This window comes from Leptolyngbya sp. CCY15150 (genome assembly GCF_016888135.1).
In the GTDB taxonomy this organism is placed as follows: Bacteria; Cyanobacteriota; Cyanobacteriia; order RECH01; family RECH01; genus RECH01.
This window is the reverse complement of record NZ_JACSWB010000081.1, coordinates 1-730: the sequence shown is the minus strand read 5'-3', so window position 1 is coordinate 730 and position 730 is coordinate 1. Positions and strand designations below refer to the sequence as shown.

The following is a 730-nucleotide window of genomic DNA, read 5'->3' as shown; positions in this document are numbered from 1 at the left end:
CCCAGAGGTGAGTGAGTCCATGATTTATGGTTCCTTGATTCGTCTGATGGTAAAGCGATTGGCTGCTTAAGGGCTTACTTTATAAATCAGCTCTCAAGCATCGTCAGATTCCAGTATTCGCTTAAATCATTCTCTACTGCGCAACGCCTCTCCAGGTTCGCTGGTTCGCGTTCCGGGAGTTGCTGTTCGTACCCTAAGGCTTGGTTCAAGACGCGAGTTAAGCGATGAATCCATTGATTAGCTTGTGCTTGGCTCATGCCAAAGAGAAAGCCTTGAACGTCCTGGGTAGGGTAAAGGCGAACGTACATCAGGATGAACAGGAGCTTATCCTCCAGGTTGCTCAGATGCGCTTTGCGACCCGCTCCGATGGCTCGTTGGCGGTCTTTGCGCTGAAAGGTGTCTTGCATGAAGCTGTCCCAAGCGTTACCAAAGCTGGGTAATAAGGCCTCAAACTCTTGCACCCTCAGCCCAGTCAAACTGCACAAGGTCCGAGGTTTTGTCCGCAACTCAGCATAGGTCATTTTCATTGGCTCACCCTGGTCTATGCTCCTGATACCGATTCTATCAGCTCAATTTCCGATAAGGTCTATTGCTTTTGAGCCGTGGATAGGCGGTATCTTCGGGGCTTGGCATGACACAGAAAGCGCTCAATTAGGATATGAGCAGTGTTATACCAAGGCGTCTGGTCGTTTCCACCTAATATTCGAGCACCTTAAATACTACAAAATGT

Annotated in this window: 1 protein-coding gene; it reads right to left on the bottom strand. The window is 48.9% G+C overall.

Annotation, left to right across the window (positions count from 1 at the left end):
- Positions 1–86 precede the first annotated feature (86 nt).
- Positions 87–527 (bottom strand): transposase family protein, encoded by a 441-nt coding sequence (locus JUJ53_RS00595; protein WP_239124671.1) that lies wholly within the window; start codon positions 525–527, stop codon positions 87–89.
- Between the last annotated feature and the right edge of the window lie 203 nt (positions 528–730).

What these genes read in the sequence shown, in the direction of transcription:
- JUJ53_RS00595 (WP_239124671.1), bottom strand. Translation starts at nt 527, where the DNA reads ATGAAAATGACCTATGCTGAGTTGCGGACAAAACCTCGGACCTTGTGC.